Origin of the sequence: Streptomyces sp. NPDC048504 (assembly GCF_043200035.1) — a bacterium.
Lineage (GTDB): Bacteria > Actinomycetota > Actinomycetes > Streptomycetales > Streptomycetaceae > Streptomyces.
Genome location: NZ_JBICXA010000015.1, coordinates 43,023 through 65,047, shown reverse-complemented (window position 1 = coordinate 65,047; position 22,025 = coordinate 43,023). Strand labels below are relative to the sequence as shown.

Below are 22,025 nucleotides of genomic sequence, written 5' to 3'. Positions count from 1 at the left end.
TCGGCCCCCTCCTCCCGCCTAGCGCGACAGGGCGGCCGTACGACGACGTGGTGTGGCCCGAACTCCGATCACCCGGTCCATCAACGCCCCCAACACGTCCCGCACAGACCCCCGTTCACGCGCGTCACACTCCAGTACGGGCACATCCGCCCCCAGCCCCAGCGCCTCCCGAACCTCGTCCACATCGAACCGCTCCGCCCCGTCGAACCGGTTCACCGCGAGGACGAACGGCGCGCCCTGCGACTCGAAGTAGTCGACCGCCGGGAAGCAGTCCTCGATCCGCCGGGTGTCCACGAGGACCACCGTGCCGAGCGCGCCCTCCACCAAGTCGTCCCAGAGGAAGGAGAACCGGTCCTGCCCGGGTGTCCCGAACAGATACAGCGCGATCGTCGGGTCGAGCGTGATCCGCCCGAAGTCGAGGGCGACGGTCGTGGTGGTCTTCGCCTCGACGCCCTCCAACGAGTCGACGCCGACGGAGACTTGGGTGATCGCCGCCTCCGTGTCGAGAGGTTCGATCTCCGAAATGGCCCCGATGAACGTGGTCTTGCCGACCCCGAGGCCGCCGCTGACCACGATCTTCACGGCCAGCGGCACGATCTTGTCAGAGCGCCCGGACATGGTCCCTGATCCTTTCGAGCATCGGGAGCGGCAGCTCCGCGGGTTGCCGGCAGGCGAGTTGCCCGGCGACGACGAGGTCGGAGATGAGCACCTTGGCCACTCCGAGGGGTACGCCGACGCGGTGTGCCACCTCGGCGACGGTCGTCGGCTGCTCGCACACCGCGACGATGTGGCGCCGCTCGAACGTGAGCGACGGATCCGGCACGCCGACGGCGACGACCAGCGTCTCCAGCCGCAGATCGGCCTGGAGAGGCTCGGACCGGCCGCCGGTGATGATGAACGGCCGGACGAACGTCGCGTCCTCGTCAGGTTCTACGTCCCTGGGCTGTTCACCGTTCACCGTGGCAACGCCTGCCGCAGATCGGCGATGAGCGTCGGGGTGAGCAGATCACCCGCCCGCTCCGCGAGCACCGCCATCTCGTAGCCGACCAGGCCCAGTTCACCGCTGCTGTCGGCGAGGACACCGAGACAGCTGCCGTCCCGGATCGCCGAGACGAGCAGGAAACCGCGCCCCATCTCGATCATGATGAGCTTGACCCCGTCGAAGCTGTACCGCTTGGACGCGCTGCGGGCCAGGCTGCTCAACCCCGAGACGATCGCGGCGAGATGGTCGGCCTCGGTGCGGCCGAGCCCGTCCGACACGGCGATCAGCAGCCCGTCGGAGGAGACGGCGACCGCGTCGCGCACGCCGTCGGTGCTCTTGACGAAGTTGGCGAGCAGCCAGTTGAAGGTCTGCGAGTCGTGCGGGGTGTCGACGGCGGTCACTTGGCGGCACCCTCGTTCGTCTCGGCGTTCTTCGCGGCACTCTTCTCGGTCTTCTGCTGCTTCTCCTTCTCGACACTGATGCCGCCCCGCATGTGGGCGCTGCGCAGAGTGGAGAGCATCCCGGAGACCTGCTCGGGAGTCCGTTCCGGGTTGGGCGGTGTGGTGGGGGCAGGGCTGCCGGTCCGGTCGGTCTCACTCACCGCTGCCGCGATACCGCTGCGCTGTGGCCGCTTGACCAGGCCGTTGCGGGTGCGCGCGGCGGACGAACCGCCCTTGGCGGCGACCGGGGCGGCCACCGCTTCGGTCTCCTCGCTCTTCATCTCCTCCGTCTCCGCCTTCCTGGGTGCGGGAACCGCCGGCCCCGTCTCGACCGCCTTCTCCGTCAACAGCCCCGCGGGGATCAGCACCCGGGCGACCACACCGGCCGCCGGTGCCTCGCCGAGCCGTACCTCGATGCCGCACTTGCGGGCGAGCGCGCCGACCACGAAGTGGCCCAGGAAACGGGTGGGTTCGGCCATGAAGCTGGCGGTGCCGGAGAGCCGTACGTTGGCCTCGGCGAGGGCCTGGTTGTCCATGCCGAAGCCGTGGTCGACGATCGCGACCAGATACCCGGCGCTGGTGCGCCGTCCCTCGATCTCCACGTCGGAGTCCGGCGGCGAGAAGCTCAGCGCGTTCTCCACCAACTCGGCCAGCAGGTGGGCGATCTCGACGACGATGGAGCCGGTGACGAACGCGGGCTCGATGCGGCGCAGGGTGACCCGGCGGTACTCCTCGACCTCGGACAGCGCGGCGCGCAGCACGTCGTTGACGGCCAGCGGGGTGGACCAGGGGCGGGGGCTGGACTCTCCGGCGAGCACGAGGAGGCTTTCGGCGTTGCGGCGCATACGGGTGGCCAGGTGGTCGAGTTCGAAGAGGTTGGCGAGGGTCGCGGGGTCGGCGTCCTCGTGCTCCAGCTTGTTGATGAAGCTGATCTGACGGCGTACCAGGTTCTGGTTGCGACGCCCCAGGCTCACCAGCGAGTCGGTGGCGTTGCGCCGCAACACGGCCTGCTCGGTGGCGAGTTCGAAGGCGGACCGCTGCACCCGGTCGAACGCGTCGGCCACCTCCCGCACTTCGGCCCCCGCCTTGTCGGCGACGGCGAGCGGAGCGGGCGGCTTCGGCGCCGCTCCGGACGACCCGTCCTGTACGGCGGCCACGGCCTGCGGCAGCCGGCTGCCGGCCACCTCCCGTGCCTGCCGGGCGAGTTCGACGAGCGGCGTGGAGACGGACCGTACGCAGTCGAGGGCCAGCGCGCCGAGCGCGGCGACCGTGGCGAGGGCGAGCAGCAGGAACAGCAGCAGGTCGCGCTGGGCCGAACTCTCCAACTGGGCGGCGCGGTTCTCGACATCGGTGCCGAGGGTGATCTGGACGTTCCGCATCCCGTTGATGGTGGAGGTCATCGAGTCCCACCAGGCCATGGGCGGGATCGCGCTCGACTTCAGTTTCCCGGTGCCGTGCGCCGCCTTGCTCTCGTACGCCAGCGCGCGCTCGGCGTCGGGCGTGGTCAGGGCGGTGTTCAGGCGCCGTTCCTGCACGGCGGTGGCCGAACGGGGGAAGGCGTCGAGGGCGGCGAGGCGTCCGGCGCGGATCTCCATGAACCGGCTGTAGTCGTCGCCGCGGAACTTCCCGGCGCGTACGGAGCCGAGCACGATGGCGCGCTCCTCGCCGGTGAACTCCTTGGCGTTGCCGAGGACTTGGAGCGCCTGGTAGGCGTCGCGCAGGTTGCCGTCGTGGACGTCTTCGAGGCCGAGGTCGAGCCGGTCGAGGACGGTGATCGTGGTGGTGAAGTAGTCGAAGGTGTCCTTCACCACGCCGGTGCCGTCGTCGGCGTCCTTGCGGATGCCGGCGAGGCCGTCGAGCCGGCCGAGGGACTCGCGCACCGAACCGGCGGCCGAGTCCTCACGCCCCTTCAGTGCCACGTCCAACTGCTCGCGCGCGGCGTCGGTCGCCTTGCGCTGCGTGGGCAGCTTGGCGCTGAACTGCCGTACGCCGCCGACGTATCCGGTGGTGAGCCCGCGCTCCTTCTGCAGCTCGTGGACGAGTCCCTGGAGGGTGATTTCCAGGCGGGCGTTGTCGGCGGTCGCGGAAGCGTTGCGATAGGCGGAGATCTGCTCGGCGGCCGCGATACCGAGCAGAGCGAGCAGGACCGCGAGGGCGAGGATCAGAATCCTCAGCAGCCTGGTGCGGATGCTGGTGGTCGCTTTTGTTGTGACGTCCACTGAAGTGCCTTAAGTGGGTGGCGAGTTGATCGGGGTTGATCAGGGTCGATCAGGGATCGACCCCGGGGCAGAAATGGTTCTGCTCCCGCCCAACGACACTTACGGCACAGCGGTCACCGGATCATGTTTTTGTTTTACCGCCCTGAAACAGGATCATGGCCGGCCTCGCAGGTCGGCCATGATCCTCAAGTGGCGTGTATACAACGGCGATGACGGCCCGTCAGGGTCAACAGGTCACGGCACTCGGCATATTCAGCAGTCGCAGCACGACAAACATTCACAACATTCGCAGCATTCGCACGCGTCACAGCACGAGCAGTCGCAACTGGAGCAGCATCCCTCGCGCCGCCGCCCCGACCACGGCCCCTCGAACTCGTCGGCGCAGCACACCTTGCAGGTGCAGCAGAGCCCGAGGGCGGCGGCGCACCCGGCCCAGAAACCGCGTCCGTCGGGGCGCGGGGGCTCACCGCCGTAGGGATTGCCGTCGTGCCGCGGATCGCCCGGCAGGTACGGAGTCCGCGGCGGCCCGAACGCACCCTCCGGTCCGTGCCCGCACGACCGGGTGCCGAAGGCCCGGTCCACCGAGCGCCCCAGTTCGTGCGCGAGCAGCAGATGCGCGAGCCTGCCGTCCGCGCTGTGCTTTTCTGGGGAGACCCCAGACCCCCAGGCGACCTCCCGCAGCGCGAGCCGTATCCCGTGCAGCGCGTCGTCGGCGAGCCGCCGGGCCTCGGTGAGCGGGGTGCCGGTCGCCGTGAGGGGGTTCCAGGCGCCCGACGCGGCGTCGGTCTCCTTGTCCTCCACGGCGTCCAGGAGATGCGCGAGCCGTCCGAAGAGGCGTCCGACCTCGGCGAGCGGTACGGCGTTGCCGGGCCGTCCGGCCAGGATCGCGGTGTGCGCGAAGGCGGCCGCCGTGGCGGTCTCGGTCGGTTCGGTCACGGTCAGGATCGGCGTCCCGGGTCCGGCCAAGGACTCGATGCCGAACTGCCGCTCCACGGCGTCGACGAGTACGGCGGCGTCGAACCCGACCGCGGAGCCGGTGCGCGCCCCGGCCCGTCCCCAGCTCCCGGCGATCCGTCGCGCGGCCGGCGCCACCGGCCTGCGGGCCAGCAGGCCGTCCCCGTCGGCGACATGGTCACGCACCTTGGCGGAGGCGAGCACCAGCGAGACGGCCGCCGCGAGCCGGGCCCCGTCGCCCTGCGCGACGGACGCGGTCCGCATCCCGCGCAACGGGCAGGGCCCGGCCGTACGACGCCATCCGCCGCCCGCCCGCTCGACCTGAGCCTCCGTCAGGACCGAGAGGAGCAAACCATCGTAGTTCGTGACAACCCTCGCGAACTGCCCGTGGTCCCCGCGCAGCGCGAGACACAGCCCGCACAAATGCGCCATCCACTGGGCCTTGAGGTTCTCACCGAGTCTGTGACTGCAGGGCCGGACCATTCCGAACACGACAACCCCCCGTGGCGTGAACGACATCTGACTGGGCATCCGGAGATCGATATGGCATCTGACCGGGCGTTGAGCAGCCGCTTCGTATCGACCACCTCGTTCACCCGTACGCACCAGCCGTCACCCGGACGCCGGGAAGAATCATATTTCACTCTCAGTCAGCAGCCTTGTCCAGCAACACCCTTGATACACGGGGGCCCTCGACGTATTGGCTGTGCACCAGTAGCGTCACAAACCCCCCGCGCGGCGTCTATCCACTTGGCGCGCGATCCGCATCATGGATGACCATAGGGATGCGGAAAGCAAGTAAGACCGCTGTGAGAGGAGGCGTCCATGGGATCGGTACGCAAGGCAAGTGCTTGGCTTGGACTCGTTGACGACAACGATGACGAGCGCTACTACGACGACGACTACTCCGAAGGGACCGAGCAGCCCGGGGATGCCTGGGTCACGGATCCGCGGGTGAAGGTGGCGGAGGACGTCGCCGAGGTGAAGGGCCGGCGGATCGGCACGGTCACCCCGGACAGCTTCCGGGACGCCCGCGCCATCGGCGAGCTGTTCCGGGAAGGGGTTCCGGTGATCGTGAACCTCACGGCGATGGAGGCGACCGACGCCAAGCGTGTGGTCGACTTCGCGGCCGGCCTCACCTTCGGCCTGCGCGGCACGATCGAGCGGGTCGCGAACCGTGTCTTCCTGCTGACCCCCGCCAACACGGAGATCGTCAGCGGCGACCCCGCCGTGCGCCGTGAGGACGGTTTCTTCAACCAGAGCTGAGGCAGGGCCGCTTACCGGCCCTGCCTCCCGCAGGGTTGATCAACGTCGATCAGGGGTCTTCGGGTCTTCCTACCGGAAGGCGTCGAGTCCGGTGAGCGCCTTGCCCAGCACGAGCTGGTGCATCTCGACGGTGCCCTCGTACGTGAGCACCGACTCCAGGTTCGTCGCGTGCCGCATCACGGGGTACTCCAGTGAGATCCCGTTGGCACCGAGGATCGTCCGCGCCGTACGACAGATCTCGATGGCCTCCCGTACGTTGTTCAGCTTGCCGAAGCTGACCTGCTCGGGACGCAGGCGCCCGGCGTCCATGCGCCGCCCCAGGTGATGGGCGAGCAGAATCCCCTTGTGCAGTTCGACCGCCATGTCGGCGAGCTTGGCCTGGGTGAGCTGGAAGCCGCCGATGGGCCGCCCGAACTGCTCCCGCGTCTTCGCGTACGCGACCGCGGATTCGAAGGAAGCGCGTGCCGCGCCCATCGCACCCCAGACGATTCCGTAACGAGCGTGCGACAGACAGCTGAGCGGACCCTTCAGCCCTACGACCTCCGGCAGCACGGCGTCGGCGGGCAACCGGACGTCGTCGAGGACGAGTTCGCTGGTGACGGATGCGCGGAGTGACCATTTGTGCTTGATCTCGGGCGCGGAGAAGCCGGCGCTTTCGGTGGGTACGACGAACCCGCGGATCCCGTCGTCGGTCTGCGCCCATACGACGGCGACGCCGGCCACCGACCCGTTGGTGATCCACATCTTGCGGCCGTTGAGGACCCAGTCGCCGCCGTCGCGCTTGGCGTAGGTGCGCATGGCGCCGGGGTCGGAACCGTGGTCGGGTTCGGTGAGCCCGAAGCAGCCGATGACGTCGCCGGAGGCCATACGCGGCAGCCATTCCTGCTTCTGCTCTTCACTCCCGAAGCGGTGGATGGCGTACATCGCGAGGGACCCCTGCACGGACACAAGCGACCGGATCCCGGAGTCCGCCGCCTCCAACTCCAGGCAGGCGAGCCCGTATTGGACGGCGGAGGCCCCGGCACAGCCGTATCCGCTGAGCGACATCCCGAGCGCCCCGATGCCACCGAGTTCGCGAGCGAGTTCCCTGATCCCGGGCAACTCCCCCTTCTCATACCACTCCGCGACGTACGGCAACACCCTGTCCGCGGCCCACGCCCGGACGGTGTCCCGGATCGCGAGGTCCTCGGGGTCGAGCAGGTCGTCGATGCCGAGGGGGTCGGCGGGGTCGAAGGGGGGCAACTTCGAGGACGCAGCCATGGCAGAGCCTCCGGCACTAAAACTATCACCGCTAGTTACAACAACGCCCCGACGTTACGACGCCCGGTGTCACACGTCCAGCACGTCGCGCCCTACCCAACCTTTCCCACCCGCCCACCCGTGCAAGGCGCCGACAAGTGACCGTCTGCCGCGGGGGCTGAGCACCGCGGGCGGCCGCACCCACGTCGGACCCCAGTCCCAAAGCCAAAAGCTCAGTCCCCGCAGCCCGCAGCCCGCAGCCCGCAGCCCGCAGCCCGCAGCCCGCAGCCCGCAGCCCGCAGCCCGCAGCCCGCAGCCGCCAACGGTGGGCGGCCCCCACAGGAGACGGCCACCTTTCGATTGCCCGTAAACGGGTGGTGCGTGGGTGGGAGGGCGTCTTGGCGTCAGGCGGAGACGCGGGACTCTGCTACTTCCCTCGGGGCAGGGACCGTGGCCAAGGGTGCCTCGCAGTGCATGATCCGGGGCAACCTCAATGCCATCGCCGCGCCCAGCAGCAGCAACCCCGCGCTGACGAGCAACGTGACATGCAGGCCGTGGACGAAAGCGTGCCGTGCCGCGTCGCGCAGGGCGGCTCCACGCGCCCCGCCGAGCCGCCCTGCGACGTCGTACGCCTCGCCCAGCGAATGCCCCGCGGACGCCGACGCGGACGCCGGTACACCGGGAACGGACGACAACCCGGGCGCGTACGCCGCGTTCATCACGCTGCCGAGAAGCGCGATGCCGATGCCCGCGCCGAGCTGGTAGGAGGTCTCGCCTATGGCCGCAGCGCCACCCGCCTGCGCCGGCGGCGCCTCGCTCAGCATCGACTCGTACGCCCCGAAGAGCGTCATCTCCAGCCCGAACCCGAGCAACAGGAACCCGAAGAGCAGCAGCCCGGTGTTGTCCCTCTCGCCCATCGCGGTCAGCGTCAGCACCGAGAACGCGGTCAGACAGAAGCCGAAGCACACCATCCGGCGCGGCCCGAACCGCCGCAGCATCCGCGCCCCGAACAACCCCGCCGCCATCGCCGCGAACGTCAGCGGCAGGAGTCGTAGACCTGTCTGGAGGGGCGACAGCCCCAGCACCAGTTGCAGGTACTGCGCCGCGATCAGCTCCAGGCCCACCAGTGCCAGCATCGCCAGCACGATGCAGCCCACGGACGTGCTGAACGCCGGTCTGCGGAACATCTTCAGGTCCACCAGCGGATGCGTACGGCGCCTTTGTCGTCGTACGAAGAGAGCCAGCAGCACCGCGCCAACGAGCAGCGGGGCCACGGTCCACCCGCTCTCCACCGGCTCCCCGCCACCGAGCCGCTTCACGCCGAAGACGACACCGAAGAGACCGCCCGCGGCCATGAGCGCGCCGACGACGTCCCACGGGCCGTTGCGGTCGCCGCGGGACTCGGGCAGCAGGAGCCGCCCGATCGGCAGGCTGATCAGCATCAGCGGGATGTTGACGAGGAAGACCGAGCCCCACCAGAAGTGTTCCAGCAGGAATCCGCCGAGCAGCGGGCCCACCGCCGCGCCGACCGCCGCCACCGCGCTCCACACGCCGATCGCCACCGCCCGCTCGCGCCGGTCGGGGAAGACCTGGCGGAGGATCGAGAGCGTGGCCGGCATGATCATCGCGCCGCCGACGCCGAGCAGCGCCCGCGCGAGGATCAGGACCTGGGCGTCATGCGCGAGGGCGGCCAGACCGGAGGCGACGCCGAAGAGGCCGTAGCCGAGAAGGAGGATCCGTCTGCGGCCCACTCGGTCGCCGAGCGTGCCGAAGAGGATGAGGAGCGAGGCGCAGACCAGCGGATAGACGTCGACGATCCAGAGCAGCTCTATCGCGCCGGGCTTGAGGTCCTCGGTGACGGCGGGCACCGCGACATGGAGCACGGTGGCGTCGAGCGCGACGAGCAGCAGGCTGACACAGAGGACGACGAGGACGACCCAGCGGTTGGCACCGGCCCCGGCCGCCCGACGGCGCAGCGCTGCGGCGGCCGTGGTCGTCCCGGACATGAACTACCTCCCAGATGATCCCTCGCGTTCGGCGGGCTCACGGGGTGGGGACTCCCCGTGACTGCGGCCGGAGAGGAGCGGGGTCTCCGACCCGCGCAACGAAGGCGAGTGAGCCGTCAGCGTACGCGAGTTCACGCCAATGCCACGTGGCGGACCTCTCACACTCCCCGGAGAACACGTGTGGCGTACACCACTCACCCTTCTGTGGACCACGCCCCGCCGGGCCTGCCGGTTCCGCGCCCCCTCGATAATCGGGTCCGTGAACGATCTCGCAGCACCTCTGCGCCGGGCGGCCCCGGCCCTCCTCGGGTACGCCGCCGTCCGCGCCCTGGGCCTGGTGGTGCTCGCGGTGTGGAGCGCGGCGCGCGGCAAGAGCGCCCACACCTTGCTGACGGCCCGGTGGGACGCCCTCTGGTACACCCGGGTCGCCGACCTCGGTTACGGCTACGAGGTCCGCCTCCCGAACGGCGACGTCCACTCGAACCTCGCCTTCTTCCCGCTGCTGCCCTGGCTGGAAAGGCTCATGCACGCGGTGACCCCGCTGTCGTACGCCGACGGCGGCCTCACGGTGAGCCTGCTCGCCTCGCTCGCGGCGGCCTGGGGGATCTTCGCGGTCGTGGAGCACGTGTACGGCCGGAGGGCCGGGGTGTGTGCCGTGCTGCTGTGGGCCGTGCTCCCGGTCGGGATCGTGCAGTCGATGGCGTACAGCGAGTCGCTCTTCACGGCGCTGGCCGCGTGGTCCCTGTACGCCGTGCTGACGGGCCGCTGGCTGACGGCGGGCACGCTCGCGCTGTTCGCCGGGCTGACGCGGCCCGTGGGGCTCGCGGTCGTGGCCGCTGTGTGGGTCGCGGGCATCACCTCGTTCACCGGAGTCGCCTCGCGGTCCACCGGATTCGCCCCGCGCGCGGGGTCCTCTTTCGTGCGGGACCGCAGCACGGCGCCCGTGCCCGGCGCGCGGGTCTGGCCGCGCGCCCTCGGGATGGCGCTCGCGCCCCTCGGCGCCGCCGGCTACGTCCTGTGGGTCGGTCATCGCACCGGCAAGGGTCCGCTGGGCTATCTCGACGTGCAGGCGGGCTGGCGCAACGGTTTCGACGGGGGTGCCGCCTTCGCCCGTTTCGTCGGCGAGAAGTTCACGTCGTTCCCCTCGGCGCTGGCAGGAGTTGGGCTGATCGTCGGAGTCGGGCTGGTGCTCTGGCTGTACGTCGTGGGCGTCCGGCAGGGCCAGCCGCTGCCGCTTCTGGTGTACACCGGCGTCGTCACCGCGCTCGCGCTGTGCGCGTCGAGCTACTTCGGCTCGAAACCGCGCCTGCTGATGCCCGCCTTCCCCCTGTTGCTCCCCCTCGCGCTCGCCCTGGCGCGGCTGCGTACGTCCAGGTCAGCGTGGGTGGTGGGCGGTGTCGCGGTGGCGTCGGCCGCGTACGGGGCGTTCTGGCTGAACGGCTCCGGTCCACCATGATCCACTCGTCACGCTCCATGAGCGCCCGGCCAATTCCACCCCAGCATTTGGTGAACTAATTCATAAGGGCCATAAAACTCGACCCCGGCATGATCAAAGGAATTGAAGGACGGAGCGGTCCTGGATTGCGGAATCCTCGGAAATAAACCTGCTCCTGAGAGCTTTCCCACATCACATCGTCATCACAAAGCCGCTGATTCGACGGGGATCCACACTCACTCGCTGTAACGTCGATTGAGTGCGTACCGAACGAAACCTCACCCGTCTGGACCGGGTGTTCGCGAGGCTGGACCGTGAACCTGAACGGCCGGCCAACATCGATGTGCCGAAGATGAGCCGGCACAGGGTCGTGCTCTTCGCGGCGACCCTGGCCTTCTATCTGGCGATCGTGTGGCTCGTCGTGACCACGTCCTGGCTGGTCCGGTTCGACTGGCAGGTCATGTTCTTCCGGCCGTACCAGCAGTGGGCCGGCATCCACTGGTTCGTCGACTACTACGTGGTCCTCGGCCAGCGCGGCCCCACCGCGGTGATGGTCGCGGCCTGGCTGGGCTGGCGCTCCTGGCGGCAGCACACGCTGCGCCCGCTGCTGACCCTGGGCACCTTGCTGCTGCTGCTGAACATCACGGTCGGCGCGGCCAAGCTCGGCATGGGCCGTCTCGGCCCGCACTACGCCACCGTCATCGGCTCGAACGAGATGGGTCTCGGCGGCGATATATTTCCCAGCGGCCACACCGCCAACGCGGTCGTGACCTGGGGAATCCTGGCGTATCTGGCCTCCACGCCGGCCGCCCGCCGCTGGCTGTCCGCCGCGTCCGCGGTGACCTCGCTCGGCGTCGGTCTCGCCACGGTCTACCTCGGCACGCACTGGCTGAGCGACGTGCTGCTCGGCTGGGCCGCCGGTCTGCTGGTCCTGCTCGCCCTTCCCTGGTGCGAGCCGCTGATCGCCCTCGCCGAGACCCGCATCTTCGACTACCGCGACCGCTGGCGCGCCCGTCGCGGCGGCACGGCACCCGCGCCCGCACCCGCCTCGCCGGTCACCGCGCCGGTGCTGCTCAAGCCGCGCGCCTCCTCCTCGGGCGACGAGGTCCCGGCGGCCCGTGAGACGGTCACCGCGAGCCGTTCGGTCCGGCCACCCGCCCATCTCGCCCCCGGCCCGCACACGACCCGCTCCGAGCGCACCCCGGTCACCCCGATCGGCAGCCGCCGCCCGCCGCACCCGGACCGCGTGGCGCGCGGCACGACGCCGGCCACGGCCACGGCCCGTCCGGCGACGGGCGGCTGACCCCGCCCCAGACCGCGGGGCCGGTACGCACAACCATCCCCGCGCATCAAGAAGGCCCCCGTTCCTCCAGCGGAACCGGGGCCTTCGTCGTGTCCGCGCTCAGCCCTTCCAGGCGCGCGCCACCGTGCCGTCCTTGACCTCGAAGTTGAGCCGTCCCACGCGGAACTCCATGGTGATGATCGCCCCCGGCGGCAGCGATCGCACGGTCGGCCAGCCGCGTTCCCGCGCGAGCCGCTCGGCCTCTGTCGCGTCGAGGCCCACATAGCTGTTCGGACTGTCCTGGGGCTCTGCCGGTGGAGTCGGAATGGATGCCATGCCCGCCACGCTAGCCCCTCTTCCACTCTCCCCGTCCCTCTCCGGTCACACTTCTGTCACAGGATCAGGACGTGTGTTTTGTTCTCCATCCCTCACACGTATGAGCGGTTCCGTACGCCTTCCGCAGGCATTCGAACGTAATTCCCGCATGTCGGTCCGGCTCCCTGAATAGCCCGGCGGAAAGTGCCGCGAGAACGGGCCGGGCGCCCCTTTCCATTCGGATTCCGAGCGCTACGGCGGGAGCTGACGCCGCATAAGAGTTTCACCGTTCCGGCACAGAATCGCCATGGGCTCCCGGGCCGGGCCGGTCCAGCGTGCGGGTCAGCCGGTCCCGGGCCGTCCTGATCCTCTCGGTCAGTTCGACGGGCTCCAGGACCTCGAAGTCGAAGCCCATCATCATCACGTGGATCACCATCAGGTCGAGGTTCGGGGCCCCGGTCCGCAGCAGACAGGCGTCCGGCCCGTCGGCCTCCAGCGTCCCGCCGGACGGTGAGATCCGTTCGGCTGCCTCCTGGAGGGGCACGAGCAGCCGTACGACGGCGTGCGAGGCGTACGCGCGCGTGGAGACCCCTTTCGAGACGTGCGCGGCGAGGTCCTCGGCCGGTGGCTCGCGCGGGGTGAAGCGCGGCCCGTGCGGCGGCCTGGGCGTGACGCGGTCGACGCGGAAGGTGCGCCAGTCCTCGCGGTCCAGGTCCCAGGCGACCAGGTACCAGCGCCGCTCGGTGCACACCAGCCGGTGCGGTTCGACGCTGCGCCGAGTCGGGGTGCCGTCGTGGCTCTCGTAGTCGAAGCGCAGCCGCTCGGCGTCCCGGCACAGGGCGGCCAGTTCGGTCAGGACGGCGGGGTCGACGGCGGACGGCAGCGTGTTGTGCAGCATCGGCACGGTGAACGCGTTGAGGGCGCCCACCCGGCGGCGCAACCGGCTCGGCAGCACCTGTTCGAGCTTGGTGAGGGCGCGTACGGAGGTCTCGCCGATGCCCTCGATGCCCTGCCCCGCGGCGGTGCGCAGCCCGACCGCCACGGCGACCGCCTCGTCGTCGTCCAGGAGCAGCGGCGGCAACTCGGCGCCCGCGCCCAGCTGGTAGCCGCCGCCCGTGCCGGGACTGGCGTTGACCGGATACCCCAGCTCCCGCAGCCGGTCCACGTCCCGGCGCACCGTACGCGGGGTGACCCCGAGCCGGTCGGCCAGGTCGGCCCCGGACCACTCGCGGTGGGCCTGGAGCAGCGAGAGCAGGCGCAGGAGTCGTGCCGAGGTCTCCAACATGGTCGAAGTCTCCATCAAGGGCGGCCTGTATCAACGGCGGCCCGCATCAAGGGCGGTACGGCAGTTGTGGCACGTCGAAACAGGTGCTGTTCATGTCTCCTTGCGGGACCCACCCCTTGCCGTCCTGCCAGCGGGCCACGGACAGACAGGTTCTACGCGTCTTCGGCGGTTCGGCGAGCCGCTCGAAGGAGACGGGAACCAACAGCCCGTCGGCGGTGTAGTCCTCGCTCCGGTTCATCAAGCGGTCGACGCACGCACGCGTGACGCCCGTTTTCGTCCTCGCACACGACTTCGCCGCGTCCGTGAACCACATCGCGGCCGCCCACCCCTCCAACTGCCACTGGGAATGCGTCTTCAGCCCCTTAGTCGCGTCCCTGAAGTCCCGTACGGCCGCCTGGGAGGTGTCGTCGAAGTCCCGGCTGGACCCGGTCGCCCACAGGGCGTTGCGGCAGCTCGGGGAGTTTTTGTAGTCCTCCGGGACGGTGGACGTCCAGTTCTGGACGTTCGTCACCTTGGCGATGACCTTCGCGCCGACCTCGTCCATCGCCTCGCACAACTGGGCGTTCCCGTGTGTGTCGATGGCGTCGAAGACCAGGTCGGCGCCCTGCTCCTTCAAATCGGCCGCCACGGCACGGAAGTTGGGCAGCGCGAAGTCGACCTGCTCGGTGACGACCTTGTAGCCCTCGGCCTTCAGCCCCTGCTCGACGAGGCGGGCGTAGGCGGCGGACGCGGCCTGGTTGTACGACACGACGGCGGCGGTACGGGCGCCCTGCTCGCGCTTGAAGTACCGGTAGACCTCCGTGCCGCCGTACAGCCGCCCGTCCCAGCCCGGTGTCCCGGCGCGGGGCGCGAGGCTGCCGTAGATGCCGTAGAGGTGCGGCCAGGTGTCGTAGGCGGCTCCGATGGGCTGGCCGCCGATGTCGGGCACGCGCGCGTGGGAGACGCGGGAGGCGCCCGCGTAGTCGAGGGCGGTGGTGGCGACCAGGGCGACCACCTTGTCCTCGTCGATGAGTTGGTGCACGCACGCGTTGTTGCCGACACCACTGCCGCCGTCGTCGCACAGGCGCACCTCGACCGGGTGCCCGTCGATGCCCCCGCGCGCGTCGAGGCGGTCGAAGTACGCCTTGGCGCCGTCACGGGGGCCGGTGAAGGTGTCGCCGCCGACCGGGCTGGTCGCGCTGGTGATGATGCCGACCCGGATCGGAGTGCCGCTGGTGGGTGCGGGCGTACCGGTGTTGCCGTGCTCGAAGTCGCTCTCCGGGAGGCGGCTGCCGCAGGCCGCGCTCCCCAGGAGCAGCAGCACCGCGGCAGCGGCCTCAGCAGCCCGCCCCGGGCGACTGCGAGGCATCGCCGCTCAACGCCACCAGCGCGCACAGGGTGTTGACGGACACCTTCCAGGTGCCGCCCTGTTGGACGGCCGTCCCGGAGGCCTTCGGCAGGGCGGTGGCGCCGTTGAGGGTCAGGCTGTACGTCACCGTCGCCTTGGTCGCCGAGGTGAACTCGACCTTCTGGACGACCGCTTGGACCTGCCCGCCGCGCTTGTCGCCGCTGAAGGCCTTGAGCACCGGGGCCATCTGCTCGCCGTTCTCCAGGACGGCCTGTTTGTCGGCGCTGGAGCTGGCCGGGTCGAAGAACTTCTTCCAGTTGGCCTTGATCTGGGTCGTCGCGGCGGCCGGGTCCGCGGGCGCGGTCGCCGGGGCGCTCGTCGGCTGCTCGACGGACGGGGTGGGCGGCGGTGCGCTGCCGCCACCCCCGCTGTCGTCGCTGCAGGCCGCCAGGGCCGGCCCGAGCACCAGGACCAGGGCGGCCGCAACCGCCGTGCCCCGCACGCGCCTTGTGTTCCTTCGCCTGAGGTCGCTCCCGAGAACCATCTGGCTCACCGCCGGGTGTCGTTCCGGGCCGTGCTCGCCCGGTGTTTTCAGGTCAGGTGTCAGAAGGCATAGTGCAAGCCATTGGCCGGCATGGACAGACACCCGACGTGTGGGGGCCGTAAATGCGGACAGCCCGACTGCGGACCGTGCACCCCGCCCTGTGGGCCGGCTGGGCCGCGCTCGCCGCGGGCGCGGTCCTGTGCGTGCTCGGCTGGTACGGCGTCTCCGGCGAGCGCTACGCGGAACGCCAACTCCCCTACCTGGCGTCCTGCACGATCCCCGGCGCCGCGCTGATCGTCGCCGCCGCGGTCCTGCTCACCCACGGCCGCTCCGCCCTCGCCGCCGCGCGCGTGGAGGAGCTGTACGGCCTTCTCGTGGCCGCCGAACCCGCCGAGGCCGAGGAGTCCGCGCGGGCCGCCGCGGCGCCTGTGGCGGTCAGCGGGGACCTGCTGATGGTGCCGGGCGGCACGCTCTGGCACCGCGCGGACTGCCCGTTGGTCGCCGGGAAGCCGGAGGCGGTGCCGGTGGACTCGAAGCTCGTGGCGAACGGCGAGTTGAGCCCCTGCCCGATCTGCGAACCCGCCGAAGCCGACGACTGAAGCCCCGGATGTCCTCCTTCACCTACGACCTCACCCTCGCCGGTCTCTCCGTCGGCAGCGCCGCCGCGCTCACCGGGATCGGCCTGATCGTGACGTACCGGGCGACCGGCGTCCTCAACTTCGCGCACGGCGCGGTCGCGATGGTGTGCGCGTACGTGCTGCGGCAGTGCGTGGCCGGGTGGGGCTGGCCGCTGTGGCTGGGCGCGGTGGTGACCTTGCTCTTCCTGGCGCCGGGCATCGGGGTGGCTCTGGAACGGTTCGTCTTCCGCCCGTTGGCGGTCCTCGGCGGCGATCCGGCGCAGACGCTGGTCGCGTCCATCGGCGTGTTCGTGCTGCTGGTCGGCGGGGCCGCGCTGGTGTGGGGGCAGGGGGCGCGGGACGACGCTCCGGAGCTGGTGTCGGCCGATCCCTGGGGGCAGTTGGCGGTGGTGCTCGTGCTGGCCACCGGAGTCGGGGCCGTGATCCGGTGGACGCGTTTCGGGCGGGAGCTGCGGGCCGTCGTCGACGACCGCCAACTCGCGGTACTGGGTGGCGTGGACGCGGACCGGGTGGCCGCGGCGGGCTGGGCGTTCGGGTCCTTCACAGCGGGGCTGACGGGCGTGCTCCTCGCGCCGTACGTGCGCCTGGACCCGTACGGCCTGCCGCTGCTCGTCATGGAGGTGGTGGCGGTCGCGGTGGCCGCGCGGATGCGGAGCCTGCCGGTCGCCGTGGTGGTGGCGCTGGGGATCGGCGTCGGGCAGAGCCAGCTGACGCGGCTCCATCTGCCGGGCTGGGGTGGGCAGTTGCTGCAGGCGGCGGGTGCGAACCTGTTCGTGGTCGCCCTGCTGGTGGCGGCGCTGGTGCTGCCCGGTCTCGGCTCGCGGGACGCCCTCCCCCGTACGGCGACGGCCCGCGTCGCGACGCCTCCCGGTGCCTGGATCGTGGCCGGGGTCCTGTTCCTCCTCCCCCTCGGCTTCGCGGGCTCGGACCTGCACACCTCGGTCCAAGTCCCGGCGCTCGGCGTGGTGTTGCTGTCCCTGGTGGTGGTCACCGGGCGCGGCGGTCAGCTCTCCCTGGGGCAGGCGGCGTACGCGGGCCTGGGCGCCCTGTTCACGGCGCTGCTGGCGGCGGGCCGCTTCCCGCTCCTCCCCCGCCTCCCGGAACTGGCCGCGCTGGCGGTGGCGGTCCTCCTGGTCGCTCCCCTGGGCCTGTTGACCGGCTGGCCCGCGATCAGCCGCCACGGCCTGGCCCTCGCCCTCGCGACCTTCGCGGTCGGCGTCGGGGTCAGCCGCTTCGTCTTCGCCCAGCCGTACGCCACGTCGGGCCTGTCACTGGCCCGCCCGTCCGGCTTCGACGGCGACCGCGCCTACTACGTCCTCGAACTCGCCCTCCTGGCAACCGCGTTGCTGGCGACCCACGCCCTGCGCCGGGGCCGCACGGGCCGCGCCCTCGCCGCCCTGCGCGACCACGAACAGGGCGCGTCCGCGGCGGGCGTCCAGGTCCCGTCCCTGAAACTCCTGGCCTTCGTCGCGGGAGCCGCCCTGGCCGCCCTGGGCGGTGGCATGCTCGGCATGGGCCTGCGCGCCTTCGACCCCTCGGCCTACGACCCCGTCCGGGGACTGCTGTGGTTCGCCGCGGTGGTCGTCCTGGGCGCCGACAGCACACTGGGCGCACTGGCGGCCGCGGCCCTGCTGGTCGGGCTGGACGCGGGGGCGCGCGGCGGGGTGGCGGCGGCGCTGATCGGGGTGTTGGCGGTGTGCGTGGGTCGCTTTCCCGGAGGGCCGTACGAGGCGTTGCGCACGGCGGCGGAACGGCTGCGCCTTCGGCGGGGGGTGCGGCTCACGCCGTTGGGGGTGGGCGTACGGCGGAGGCTGCGGGTGGCGGGTGCGGCGGTACAGGTGCACTCAACGACAGCTGTGCACTCGGGTGTTGCGCGCCGCGCGAGGCTCGGTGCCGGGCGGGCCTCCGGAGCGCGGGACCCGCGAGGGCGCCTCGCCGGACCCGGACGGCGGGGCGAGGCGGCCACAACGGCGTTACCACGCACGGGCGTTGCACACCCGACGGGACTCGACGCCGAGCGCGAGCGGAACACCGGGCCCAGCCAACAGGACGACGCGCAGGCAACGGCGGCCACCCGCACAGGCGTTGCGCGCCCACCCGGACCCGCCCCGCGACCGACCACCCCACTCCGCGCCCGGACTCCCCCGGCCCCACCCGTCCTCACCGCCCACACCCTGCACGCCCGCTACGGCGGTTTCACCGCGCTCGACGGGGTCGATCTCGTCGTGCGGGCCAGGCAGGTCACCGCTGTGGTCGGGCCCAACGGGGCTGGAAAAAGCACCCTGTTCCACTGTCTGGCCGGGACCGTGCGGCCCGCGCGGGGGCAGGTCAGGCTCGGGGGACGGGACATCACCAGGCTGCCCGCGCATGCCCGCACCCGGCTCGGGATCGCCCGGACCTTTCAACAGCTCGCCGTGTTCCCCTCGTTGACCGTCGCCGAGAACGTGCGCGTCGGTGCCGAGCAGGGCCAGGTCGCCGAACCGGGCGCCGTGGAGCGGGCGTTGCGGCTGTTCGGGCTCGACGGGGACGTACGGTCGCTGCCCGCCGCCGGGCTGCCCACCGGGACGCTGCGCCGGGTGGAGCTGGCGCGGGCGTTCGCCGGAAGTCCGCGGGTGCTGCTGCTCGACGAACCCGCCGCCGGACTCGACACCGCCGAAGTGGCCTCGCTGACCCTGGTGTTGAGGGCCCTGGCCGCCGAGGGCACCGCCCTCCTCGTCGTCGAGCACGACCTCGATCTGGTCGCCGGCCTCGCCGACGTGGTCCATGTGATGACCGCGGGCCGGATCGTCGCCTCCGGGCCGCCCGGACACGTCCTCGACACACTCGGCGCCCGAGAGCCCACCCGGGAGACCCCCGCATGACCATCGCCCTGCGCCACGCGCGCGTGCGCTACGGCCCCCTCGAAGCCCTGCACGGCATCACCCTCGCCGCCCCCGCTCACGGCCTCACCGTCCTGCTGGGCCGCAACGGCTCCGGCCGGACAACCGCCCTGCGCGCCCTCGCCGGTACGGTCGCGCTGTCGGGCGGCGCGGTGGTGTGGGACGGCGCCGATGTGACCCGTGTGCCCGCGCACGAACGGGCCCGCCGGGGGCTGTGTCTGGTGCCGGAACGGCAGGCCGTGTTCGGGTCCCTCACCGTCCACGAGAACCTCGAACTCGCCGCACGGGACTACGCCGTTGCCCTCGACGCGTATCCGCAACTGGGCCCGCTGCTCCCCCGCCGGGCCGGCACCCTCTCCGGGGGCGAGCAGCGGATGCTGGCGCTCTCCCGGGCCCTGCTGGCACGCGCGCGTGTCGTGCTCGTGGACGAACCGGCCCAGGGCATGTCGCCCGCGGTCGCGGCGCACACGTACGAACTGCTGGGCGGGCTGGACGCGTGCGTGGTCGTGGCCGAGCAGCGGTTGCCGCCGGTGCTGCGCGGCCGGGCGGCGATCGTGTACGAACTGCGGCGCGGGAGTGTCGTGTTCGGCGGCGAGGCGGCCGAACTGGCGTAACGGGCGCGCCCCCGCCCGGTCGGAGGACCGGGCGGGGGCGGCTCGGGAGCGGCTCGGCTCAGAGGTCGTTCGGCTCAGAGGTCGTTCGGCTCAGAGGTCGAGCTGCTGGCCGGGGACGATCAGATCGGGGTCGGCGCCGATGACGGACTTGTTGGCGGCGTAGACCTTCCGCCAAGTCGTCCCGTGCTGGGCGGCGATGGCGCTCAGCGTGTCGCCCTCGCGGACGGTGTAGTCGCCGCGGGACGTGCCGCGCGAGGCGTTGTTCGTCCCGCGTGCCGGCGTCTTCGCGGGCTTCGACTGGGTCGCCTTCTTGGTCGACTTCTTCGTCGTCGACTCGGATGTCGACCCGGTGGTCGACTTCTTCGTCTTCGCCGTCGACTTCTCGCTCACCGTGCCGGAGGAGGCCGCGGGTGCGCTGCCGCTCGCTCCGGCCTTCGCCGAGCAGACCGGCCAGGCGCCCCAGCCCTGGGCCCGCTGGACCTTGCTGGCGACGGCGATCTGCGCGGACTTGGAGGCCTGGTCCGCGGTGGCCGCGTAGGCCGAACCGCCGTAGGCGCGCCAGGTTCCGGCGGAGAACTGGAGTCCTCCGTAGTAGCCGTTGCCGGTGTTGATGTGCCAGTTGCCGCCGCTCTCGCACTGGGCGATGCGGTCCCACACTCCGCTGTCGGCCGCCGCGGCGTTGCCGCTTGCGGCCAGCAGTCCGAGGGGGGCGAGCAGGGCCGCCCCGGCGAGGACCGCCGTCGTACGCGCTTGACCCTTGCGGTGGGTCTCAGGAGCGTTCTCGCGAGTGGTATCGGCACAGTCGGACATGTAGTTCCCTCTCCAACAACCCGGGGTCCCCCAAGGCGGTTCACGGCTCCCGCGTATCGACGCGGTCCTCGCGCTCCTCCCCGTCCGCCGGAGGTGGTGCTGCTTGCTGGCTCGTTCGGCCGGCGGACGTGTCCCGAGCGGTGCTCGTTGCACACGGCGGAGGAATGTACGGAGGTGGACGAGCCGATGTCGACCAACTGCCCGTCGCCGCAGGCCAGTTCACTGTTACCGCGGGTATCGGCATTTTTCGGCCACCCACTACATTCGCTGATTTCACGATTTTTCGACCAGTTGCCGACACATGCTGTGACTCGGTTCACGCGACCAACTCCCTTGACCTTTCGCAGAGTTGACAAAGAGTGTCCGATTCCGCACCAACCGTGACCGTCCGCTTCGGTTGGTTCGATTCGGTTCGCCCTGGAGCGTGACTCCCGCCACAGATCCTCCGTTGTCTTCTTCATGAGCCCGGGACCCACCGGGCACCGCATTCCGAGGGAGCCACCCGTGCCGCGCATGCTCGACGTCAGCGACGACGTACGCGCCGAGATCGGCGACGAAGAAGCCGACCGGCTGCTCGCCGGAGACAACGCCCCGGGCAGTTACGACTGCACGTCGTGCCGCACCCAGGGCGACTCCGATCAGGAGCGCACCAGCACCGTCCTGTTCATCGGCGACGAGACCGCCGTCCTCGCCTTCGCCCACGCCACCTGCCTGCCCTCGCAGATCGTCCAGGTCACCGAGGAGCAGCTGCAGGGCGCCGTCCGCTCCATCAGCGGCAACACGCACGCCCCGGCCGGCGCACCGGAGAAGGCCGTACCCGAGCAGGCCGTGCTCGGGGTGACCAGCGGACTCGTCCTGATCTCGGGGGAGTTGCACCCCGCCCTGGTCGTCGAGCCGACCGCGCCCATCGTGCGGCCCGGCTCGACCGATGTCGGGGACGACTTCCTGCCACTGCTGATCGAGCAGGGCTTCATGCCGCTCAGCGAGATCACCACCGTGCCGCCCGTGCTGCACGGCTGGTCGGTGCTGCTCGCCGCGGGCCAGCTGCACGCGGTGCTGCAGCCGAGCAGCAACGGCGGTTCCCCGGTGGCCTGGTGGCAGGCGCACCAGCCGCTGCAGGTCACCGACAGCTGGCGGGCCGCCGCCAACAAGCACCAGCAGGTGCTGATGTTCGCGGCACCGGTCGGCTCGATCGGCCGCCAGCCCCGCGAGGACCTGCTGCGCAGCGCGCTCGACAAGGCCGCGGCGAACGGCCAGCTGGTCGGCTCCGCACTGCCGCTCGCGGGCACCTGAGCCGCATCCCTTCAGGTCACGCGTCGTTTGGACATACGTGCACGCATACGACGTTCCCCGCAGCCGGCCCTACCAGTCGATCCCGTCCTCGCGATCGGCCCAGGACAGCCCCGGCGGTCCATCGGCCACGCCGATCTACGACCGGCTCTACTCGGAGTGGGTCAAGACCTTCCGCTCGCTGCCGGGTGACCGCAGCGGCGAGGAGGAGCTGGGCTTCACCGCCTTCGGGCACAGCCCGCACAGCACGGGCTCGTTCAGCGGCGGTTCGTTCGGCGGGGGTTCACTCGGCGGGGGCTCGTACAGCGCGTACAGCGCGGGGGCCTACAGCGCCCGGCAGCAGTCCCAGTGGCAGCGCGTCGGGCAGCTCGGTCACTCCGGGCAGCAGCAACAGCACGGCCACACCGGGATGCACCACATCCCGGCGGCCCTGCCGCCCGGCCCGCGCCGAGGCATCTGACGCGACACGCACGCACACGAAGAGGGCGGCCCCTGTCCAA

General features: G+C 71.1%; 20 protein-coding genes. 8 read left to right on the top strand and 12 right to left on the bottom strand.

All coding sequences use genetic code 11. From position 1 onward, the window contains the following. Positions 1–18: 18 nt before the first annotated feature. The 5 genes from ACGFY9_RS32670 to ACGFY9_RS32650 form a co-directional block, all read right to left on the bottom strand. Positions 19–618 carry an ATP/GTP-binding protein gene (locus ACGFY9_RS32670; RefSeq protein WP_393760126.1) on the bottom strand — a complete coding sequence of 200 codons (600 nt, stop codon included), beginning with the start codon at positions 616–618 and terminating at the stop codon, positions 19–21. Next, the gene (locus ACGFY9_RS32665; protein ID WP_019059289.1) at positions 602–958 is read right to left on the bottom strand and encodes a DUF742 domain-containing protein; all 357 of its coding nucleotides are present in this window, start codon (positions 956–958) and stop codon (positions 602–604) included. The genes ACGFY9_RS32670 and ACGFY9_RS32665 overlap by 17 nt, the downstream gene beginning before the upstream one ends. Then, entirely contained in the window at positions 955–1,383 is a 429-nt protein-coding gene (locus ACGFY9_RS32660) for a roadblock/LC7 domain-containing protein (RefSeq protein ID WP_393760124.1), read from the bottom strand. Before ACGFY9_RS32660 ends, ACGFY9_RS32665 begins: the two co-directional genes overlap by 4 nt. Further along, positions 1,380–3,641: a nitrate- and nitrite sensing domain-containing protein gene (locus ACGFY9_RS32655; protein WP_393760122.1), complete on the bottom strand. Its 2,262-nt coding sequence runs from the start codon at positions 3,639–3,641 to the stop codon at positions 1,380–1,382. The genes ACGFY9_RS32660 and ACGFY9_RS32655 overlap by 4 nt, the downstream gene beginning before the upstream one ends. A gap of 252 nt (positions 3,642–3,893) precedes the next feature. Next, a complete protein-coding gene (locus tag ACGFY9_RS32650) occupies positions 3,894–5,087 on the bottom strand; it encodes a DUF5685 family protein (RefSeq protein ID WP_393760120.1) in 1,194 nt (397 codons plus the stop codon). Positions 5,088–5,420: 333 nt separating this feature from the next. Between ACGFY9_RS32650 and ACGFY9_RS32645 the strand changes: the two genes are divergently transcribed. Further along, on the top strand, positions 5,421–5,861 hold the full coding sequence (locus tag ACGFY9_RS32645; RefSeq protein ID WP_019059292.1) for a cell division protein SepF: 441 nt from the start codon (positions 5,421–5,423) through the stop codon (positions 5,859–5,861). 69 nt (positions 5,862–5,930) lie between these two features. Here the strand turns inward: ACGFY9_RS32645 and ACGFY9_RS32640 are convergent, their stop codons facing one another. Together ACGFY9_RS32640 and ACGFY9_RS32635 are read right to left on the bottom strand one after the other, a co-directional pair. Next, positions 5,931–7,121: an acyl-CoA dehydrogenase family protein gene (locus tag ACGFY9_RS32640; protein ID WP_393760118.1), complete on the bottom strand. Its 1,191-nt coding sequence runs from the start codon at positions 7,119–7,121 to the stop codon at positions 5,931–5,933. Between the two features lie 383 nt (positions 7,122–7,504). Next, complete coding sequence (locus tag ACGFY9_RS32635) at positions 7,505–9,106, bottom strand: MFS transporter (protein ID WP_393760116.1); 1,602 nt, start codon at positions 9,104–9,106, stop codon at positions 7,505–7,507. A gap of 259 nt (positions 9,107–9,365) precedes the next feature. On the opposite strand from ACGFY9_RS32635, the gene ACGFY9_RS32630 reads away from it, so the two are divergent. Then, entirely contained in the window at positions 9,366–10,562 is a 1,197-nt protein-coding gene (locus ACGFY9_RS32630; RefSeq protein ID WP_393760114.1) for a hypothetical protein, read from the top strand. A gap of 238 nt (positions 10,563–10,800) precedes the next feature. Continuing rightward, the gene (locus ACGFY9_RS32625) at positions 10,801–11,844 is read left to right on the top strand and encodes a phosphatase PAP2 family protein (RefSeq protein ID WP_393760112.1); all 1,044 of its coding nucleotides are present in this window, start codon (positions 10,801–10,803) and stop codon (positions 11,842–11,844) included. Between the two features lie 99 nt (positions 11,845–11,943). Here ACGFY9_RS32625 and ACGFY9_RS32620 read toward each other — a convergent pair whose 3' ends face one another. From ACGFY9_RS32620 to ACGFY9_RS32605, 4 genes are all read right to left on the bottom strand, one after another. Then, positions 11,944–12,159 carry an I78 family peptidase inhibitor gene (locus ACGFY9_RS32620; protein ID WP_266767229.1) on the bottom strand — a complete coding sequence of 72 codons (216 nt, stop codon included), beginning with the start codon at positions 12,157–12,159 and terminating at the stop codon, positions 11,944–11,946. A gap of 262 nt (positions 12,160–12,421) precedes the next feature. After that, positions 12,422–13,423, bottom strand: a complete 1,002-nt coding sequence (locus ACGFY9_RS32615) for a helix-turn-helix transcriptional regulator (protein WP_393760110.1) — start codon at positions 13,421–13,423, stop codon at positions 12,422–12,424. Positions 13,424–13,469: 46 nt separating this feature from the next. Further along, complete coding sequence (locus ACGFY9_RS32610) at positions 13,470–14,771, bottom strand: ABC transporter substrate-binding protein (RefSeq protein ID WP_393760108.1); 1,302 nt, start codon at positions 14,769–14,771, stop codon at positions 13,470–13,472. Beyond that, positions 14,740–15,294, bottom strand: coding sequence for a hypothetical protein (locus ACGFY9_RS32605; RefSeq protein WP_393760106.1), 555 nt, complete (start codon positions 15,292–15,294; stop codon positions 14,740–14,742). Before ACGFY9_RS32605 ends, ACGFY9_RS32610 begins: the two co-directional genes overlap by 32 nt. A 122-nt stretch (positions 15,295–15,416) precedes the next feature. On the opposite strand from ACGFY9_RS32605, the gene ACGFY9_RS32600 reads away from it, so the two are divergent. From ACGFY9_RS32600 to ACGFY9_RS32590, 3 genes are read left to right on the top strand one after another with little or no spacing between them, the layout of a single operon-like run. Further along, positions 15,417–15,893 (top strand): hypothetical protein, encoded by a 477-nt coding sequence (locus ACGFY9_RS32600; protein WP_393760104.1) that lies wholly within the window; start codon positions 15,417–15,419, stop codon positions 15,891–15,893. 8 nt (positions 15,894–15,901) lie between these two features. Then, positions 15,902–18,793, top strand: coding sequence for an ATP-binding cassette domain-containing protein (locus tag ACGFY9_RS32595; RefSeq protein WP_393760102.1), 2,892 nt, complete (start codon positions 15,902–15,904; stop codon positions 18,791–18,793). Next, positions 18,790–19,425: an ATP-binding cassette domain-containing protein gene (locus ACGFY9_RS32590; protein WP_393760101.1), complete on the top strand. Its 636-nt coding sequence runs from the start codon at positions 18,790–18,792 to the stop codon at positions 19,423–19,425. The genes ACGFY9_RS32595 and ACGFY9_RS32590 overlap by 4 nt, the downstream gene beginning before the upstream one ends. Before the next feature lie 90 nt (positions 19,426–19,515). Here the strand turns inward: ACGFY9_RS32590 and ACGFY9_RS32585 are convergent, their stop codons facing one another. Continuing rightward, complete coding sequence (locus tag ACGFY9_RS32585; RefSeq protein ID WP_393760099.1) at positions 19,516–20,235, bottom strand: transglycosylase family protein; 720 nt, start codon at positions 20,233–20,235, stop codon at positions 19,516–19,518. Positions 20,236–20,739: 504 nt separating this feature from the next. Here ACGFY9_RS32585 and ACGFY9_RS32580 point away from each other — a divergent pair. Together ACGFY9_RS32580 and ACGFY9_RS32575 are read left to right on the top strand one after the other, a co-directional pair. Beyond that, a complete protein-coding gene (locus tag ACGFY9_RS32580) occupies positions 20,740–21,528 on the top strand; it encodes a hypothetical protein (RefSeq protein ID WP_033286255.1) in 789 nt (262 codons plus the stop codon). Positions 21,529–21,565: 37 nt separating this feature from the next. Beyond that, positions 21,566–21,985, top strand: coding sequence for a hypothetical protein (locus ACGFY9_RS32575; RefSeq protein ID WP_366497832.1), 420 nt, complete (start codon positions 21,566–21,568; stop codon positions 21,983–21,985). The last annotated feature ends 40 nt before the right edge of the window (positions 21,986–22,025 follow it).